Raw genomic sequence first — 6,000 nt, 5'->3', positions numbered from 1 at the left:
TCTCAGTTTATTTGAATCAATTTTTATGATAATTTGCTAAGCAAATTAGTTTGAAAACAATATAAAAACATAGTTTTTATGCAATTCTATTCATAAATATTAAGAATGAAGTGAATAATATTAACCATCATTGTTAATCGTTAACTGTTAATTGTTAATTGGTTCCAAGCATGATAATAGAATAAACTGTAAGCTTAATAATATCACTTGATAAAGGTGTTATTTAAAATTTGAACTTGGAACCCTATATTAGCTTTAAAAGATATAAGTTTGAAATCCTATATAGAGTTGTATATGATAAATATATTTTTAGGGGAATTCAAAAGATGAACAATGAAAAAAGTTATAGTAGTGAATTACTTTATGGAGTTAATGATACTCCAAGTATAGGAACACAAATATTATTAGGGCTTCAAAATATATTTGCGGCTTTTGGAGGAATTATAGCAGTTCCACTTGTTATTTCAAGTGCTTTAGGTTTTGATGGTGCAGCATCAACAGCAGTTTTAAGTGCATCTATTTTAGCTGCTGGTATAGCAACAGTGATACAATCTAAGGGAGTAGGACCAGTTGGAGCGAAGATTCCATGTATAATGGGAACTGATTTTACGTTTGTAGCACCTGCCATTGCAGTAGGGGCAGTAGGTGGCCTTCCAGCCATAGTAGGAGCAACTATTTTAGGTTCATTGGTAGAGGTTATATTAAGTTATTTTATTAAACCACTTATGAAGTTATTTCCACCACTAGTTACAGGAACAGTAGTATGTTTAATAGGATTAACACTTTTACCAGTTTCAGTAGATTGGGCTGCAGGTGGAGTTGGAGCAGCTGATTATGGTAGTTTAATAAATGTATCTATTGCAATGCTTGTAATGATTATAACTTTACTTTTAAACAGATATGGAAATGCTATGATAAGTAGTGCATCTATATTGATAGGAATGGTTATAGGATATATAATATGTATTCCATTAGGAATGGTAGATTTTACACTAGTTAAAGAAGCAAGTTGGTTTTCAATTCCAAGATTATTTGAATATGGAGTAAGTTTTGATTTAAAATATGTACTTCCATTCATTCCTGCATATTTTGTTACTACTATAGAAACAGTAGGGTGTTTAGCTTCAATATGTGAAGTATCTAAAATTAAAGTAGAAGATAAAACTGTTGGAAAAGGTGTACTTGCAGATGCAGTAGGAAGTTCTATTGCAGGAGCAGTAGGAGCTTTCCCAAATACAACATTTAGTCAAAATGTTGGCTTAATTCCACTTACAAGAAATGCAAGTAGAGCAGTTGCAATGATGGCTGGAATACTTTTAATAGGATTAGGATTTTTTCCAAAATTTGCAGCATTAATAAATATTATGCCACAACCAGTGCTTGGTGGTGTTGGTATAGTTATGTTTGGAACTATAGCAGCAGCAGGAATTAAAACTTTAAGTACTGTTGAAATTAATAATAGAAATTTACTAATAATAGCTACATCAATAGGATTAGGACTTGGAGTTACTTTCCGCCCAGAATTTATATCTAAATTACCAGAAGCATTAAAAATGATATTTTCTTCAGGAATATCAACAGGTACAATTGTAGCTCTTATTTTGAATAAAGTATTAAAAGAAGAAAAAATTAACGAAAGAGGTATAGAAAATGAACACGTTATGTAAAAAGATATTAGAAGAAGGTAGAGCATTAAGTGAAACAGTTTTAAAAGTAGATTCTTTTTTAAATCATGGAGTAGATCCTAAACTTATGTACGAAATAGGAACTTATTTTAAAGAGTACTTTAAAGACAAAGGAATAACTAAGGTGTTCACAATAGAAAGTTCAGGAATTGCACCAGCTGTTATGACAGCTATGCAAATGGATTTACAGATGGTAACTCTAAAAAAGCAAACATCTAAAATTTTAAATGGAGAAGTTTATCAAACTACAGTTCATTCATTTACTAAAGGAACAGATTATGAATTAACACTTTCTAAGAAGTACATAAATGAAAATGATAAAATACTTATAATAGATGATTTTTTAGCTAATGGAGAAGCAGCGCAAGGTGCCGCTAGATTAGTTGAAGAAGCAGGTGCAACTGTTATGGGAATAGGTATAGTTATAGAAAAATCATTCCAACCGGGAAGAGATATATTACTTAATAAGGGATATGATGTATATTCATTAGCTAGAGTAAAAAAACTTGGAAAAGATTTAATTGAATTTGTAGAAGAATAATAAAAATGCATGTATTAATTTTTTAATACATGCATTTTTATTTTTATAGGAATTTAAATTTTTCTAGCTTACTAGCTTATTTGTGTGTAAAAAGAAAAAGTTTATAATTCTTAAGATTTATGTATAAATTTCTTAAATTATTAAACCTAGAATATAAACTAGAGAATCTTATATGGAGGGTTAATAATTTATGAAAAAATTAATAAAGACAGGTATTTTAATTGGGTTAGTATTGTTTAGTTTAAAAAATTTAAATCAAGATAGTTTTAAAAGTATTAAAAATTGCAGTTATATGATTGGTTCAGAAAAAATATTAGTTATAAATAAACATAATAAAATTGATAAAAATTTTGTTCCCAATAATCTAATTGAGCCAAGTATTCCTTTTAATGATGGTGTAGAAAATGAAGAAAAGTTAGTAGAAAAAGAGGTTGCGGTAAGTTTAGAAAAATTGTTTAAAGACGCTGAAAATACAGGCATATTTTTACTTGGAAATTCTGGGTATAGATCATTTGAGTTGCAAGATAAAACATATAAAAACAGGATTTTAAGTGAGGGAAAGGATATGGCAGATAAATATGTTGCAAAACCTGGACAAAGTGAACATCAAACAGGTCTTGCTATGGATGTTACAAATAAAGCAAATTATTTTACAGAAGATACAAAAGAAGCTATATGGATTAGTGAAAATGCACATAAATATGGATTTATAATAAGATACCAAAAGGGAAAAGAATATATAACAGGATGTAATTATGAGCCTTGGCATTTAAGATATGTAGGTAAAAAAATAGCAACTAATATGCATGAAAATAATTTGGTTTTAGAAGAATATATTGAAAATGAAAATTAAAATTGAATGTACCAAAAGATTGTTGTGTTTTAGTGTCAATAATAGAGTATAATTGGTTAAGTATGGAGGTGAATTTTGTAAATGGAAGTTAATATACTTGTTGTTGATGATGATAAAGAAATACTAAAATTAATAGAAATATATCTTATGAATGAAGGATATAAAGTATATAATGCTATTAATGGGGAAGAAGCCTTAAATATTGTAAATGGAGAAGAGATACATTTAATTGTATTAGATATAATGATGCCCAAATTAAGTGGTATAGAAGTATGTAAAATTGTTAGAGAAAAATTTAATATACCGATATTGATGCTAAGTGCAAAAAGTGAAGACATGGATAAAATAGAAGGCTTAATGACAGGTGCAGATGATTATTTAACAAAGCCATTTAATCCATTAGAGTTGATTGTTAGAATAAGGGCTTTATTAAGAAGATCATATTATTTTGATAAAAGTGTAAAAAAAGATAAAAACATAATAGAAATAGGAGAGATTTTAATTAACAAAACAACTCATATAGTGAGTGTAAATAATAATGAAATAAATCTCACATCTACAGAGTTTGATATATTATACTTACTTGCTAGTAATGTGGGTAGAGTTTTTAGTGCAGAAGAGATATTTGAAAGAGTTTGGAAAGAAAAATATTATCAGTCAAATAATACAGTGATGGTTCATGTTAGTAGAATAAGAGAAAAATTAGAACAGAATATGAATGGAGGAAAAATAATTCACACAGTATGGGGAGTGGGTTATAAAATTGAGTAATAGTAATAAATTTAAAATAAAGTTTGCCATAATTCTACTTTTATCAATTTTAATATTATTAGTTACAAAACTTATAATTAACCAATCATATGTAGAGGGAAATGAAAATGTATATGGATTAGTAAATTTTATATGGACATTAAAAAGAAGTATAGGATCTAAAACTGTAGACATATTAATAATTTTAGGTATAATTCTCATATGTTTATTTATTATAAATATAAGAAATTTTAAAAGTGTAAAGCCAGAAGTTAGAATCACATTAGGGATATTATTTAAAATAGCAATATATATAATTATAAGTACAATTTTAACATGGTTAACTATTGCTATGTTAGGTTTGATTTGTTATAAATACACAGTAATAAATTTAGATATTTTGGGTGATATTGGTATAACAAAAGTATGGACTAGTATATTATTATTATATTTATTTATTATAAGCTTTAAAAAAATAAATAATATATCTAAAATAATTGTAAGTCTTAGAAAAATATCAAGTGGAGATTTAGAGAGTTCAATAACTGTAAATACCAAAGGAGAGACTAGGGAAGTTGCAGAAAACATAAATAAAATTATGGAGAAATTTAGATTGGCTATAGAGGAAGAAAAGGTTTCACAACAAAGTAAAAATGAACTAATTACAAATGTATCGCATGATTTAAGAACTCCATTGACATCTATTTTAGGATATTTAGAACTTATAGATAAAGATAGATATAGAGATGAAGTAGAATTAAGATATTATATTGATATAGCTTATAAAAAGGCTCAATCTTTAAATTATTTAATAAACGATTTATTTGAACTTACAAGAATGAATAGTGTTTCTTTAAAGTTTAATAAGAAAAATATAAATCTAGCTGAATTGATAGGACAAATAGATGTTGAGTTTTATGCTCAATTAAAGAAAAATAATATGGAAAGTAGATTAGATATAGAAGAAGATAATTTCATTATAGATGCAGATGGAAATAAATTAGTTAGAGCATTTGAAAATTTAATATCAAATGCAATTAAATATGGGAAAGACGGTAAATTTATTGATATAAAATTATACAAAGAAGAAAATAATGCTATCATAGAAATTATAAATTATGGAGATATGATACCAAGTTATGAATTACCATATATTTTTGATAGGTTTTATAGAGTGGAAAAATCCAGATCTTCGGAAACTGGTGGATCAGGATTAGGACTTGCAATAGCGAAGAATATAATTGAAAAACATGATGGAAATATAGTAGCAGAAAGTAATTCTAGTAATACAAAATTTAGAATAATAATACCTATGCTAAATGTTTAGAAGTGGTTTCTTTATGAAACCACTTTTTAAGTTTATAAATTTATTTTATTAAATAATTAAAAGTAACTATAGGGTTCCAAGATCAAATTTTAAATACCACATTTATCACATGATAATTCTAAAATTGCAGTTTATTCGTATTATTTATATTTGGAACCAATTAAAAATTAAGAAGTAAGAATGAATAGTGAAAAGTTATGGTACATATTACTCACTTTGTTTCTAATATCTAAAAATAGAAATATCTAAAAACTATGTTTTTATGTTGTTTTAACTAATTTGCTTTGCAAATCTAATAAAATATCATTCTTTAAAATTGGATTTCCAATTTTTATATTCACTTTCAACTTTCAGTTTTCCAATTTCAATTAAATTAAAATTAAATTAATTACAATTCTCAAATGAAACAAAAATAATTGTACTTTTCAACTTGTTTCCATATATAGGGTTCCAAGTTGAAAAATGAAATTATTCAAATATTAAATGAGAATAGTAGTAAAGGAAACAGAAATTATTTAAAACGTTATTCATAAAAATTTCAAAGAAACTCTAATTTAAATAATTTTTGTTTTTTGATGAAAGAAAAAAGCTTTCAATTGATAAGTTTGTTATTTTGAATTTGAACCCTATAGCATTACTCTTATAAAAAATAAAATTAACAAATAAATATAAAATTTATAAAATGAATAAAAAAAATTTTTAATACATTTTTCCAGTATATATATTTAAAGAAATAAGGAAAATAAATAATGATTACATTTACAATCGTTAGCCACCTAATGCAAATATACATAATTGTAAAAAAAAAGAAAAAGAAAAACGTTGACACATCTAATAAAACAAA

5 protein-coding genes are annotated in these 6,000 nt (G+C 25.9%); all 5 read left to right on the top strand.

The window, feature by feature from the left end; all coding sequences use genetic code 11:
• The first annotated feature begins 326 nt into the window (after positions 1 to 326).
• The 5 genes from BN346_RS13130 (at position 327) to BN346_RS13110 (ending at position 5,156) form a co-directional block, all read left to right on the top strand.
• A complete protein-coding gene (locus BN346_RS13130) occupies positions 327 to 1,667 on the top strand; it encodes a uracil-xanthine permease family protein (protein WP_040329211.1) in 1,341 nt (446 codons plus the stop codon).
• Positions 1,651 to 2,226 (top strand): xanthine phosphoribosyltransferase, encoded by a 576-nt coding sequence (locus BN346_RS13125; protein ID WP_040329210.1) that lies wholly within the window; start codon positions 1,651 to 1,653, stop codon positions 2,224 to 2,226. The genes BN346_RS13130 and BN346_RS13125 overlap by 17 nt, the downstream gene beginning before the upstream one ends.
• Before the next feature lie 190 nt (positions 2,227 to 2,416).
• Positions 2,417 to 3,079 (top strand): M15 family metallopeptidase, encoded by a 663-nt coding sequence (locus BN346_RS13120; RefSeq protein WP_040329208.1) that lies wholly within the window; start codon positions 2,417 to 2,419, stop codon positions 3,077 to 3,079.
• A gap of 81 nt (positions 3,080 to 3,160) precedes the next feature.
• The gene (locus BN346_RS13115; protein WP_040329206.1) at positions 3,161 to 3,850 is read left to right on the top strand and encodes a response regulator transcription factor; all 690 of its coding nucleotides are present in this window, start codon (positions 3,161 to 3,163) and stop codon (positions 3,848 to 3,850) included.
• On the top strand, positions 3,843 to 5,156 hold the full coding sequence (locus tag BN346_RS13110) for a sensor histidine kinase (RefSeq protein ID WP_242838435.1): 1,314 nt from the start codon (positions 3,843 to 3,845) through the stop codon (positions 5,154 to 5,156). Before BN346_RS13115 ends, BN346_RS13110 begins: the two co-directional genes overlap by 8 nt.
• The last annotated feature ends 844 nt before the right edge of the window (positions 5,157 to 6,000 follow it).

It is taken from the genome of Clostridium ihumii AP5, assembly GCF_000612845.1.
GTDB classification, from domain to species: Bacteria; Bacillota; Clostridia; order Clostridiales; family Clostridiaceae; genus Clostridium_J; species Clostridium_J ihumii.
Note: the sequence above shows the minus strand (reverse complement) of the source record. Positions and strands in the feature narration are given on the sequence as shown.

Coding starts and splice junctions, on each gene's coding strand:
- BN346_RS13130 (WP_040329211.1), top strand. CDS start 327: ATGAACAATGAAAAAAGTTATAGTAGTGAATTACTTTATGGAGTTAAT.
- BN346_RS13125 (WP_040329210.1), top strand. CDS start 1,651: ATGAACACGTTATGTAAAAAGATATTAGAAGAAGGTAGAGCATTAAGT.
- BN346_RS13120 (WP_040329208.1), top strand. CDS start 2,417: ATGAAAAAATTAATAAAGACAGGTATTTTAATTGGGTTAGTATTGTTT.
- BN346_RS13115 (WP_040329206.1), top strand. CDS start 3,161: ATGGAAGTTAATATACTTGTTGTTGATGATGATAAAGAAATACTAAAA.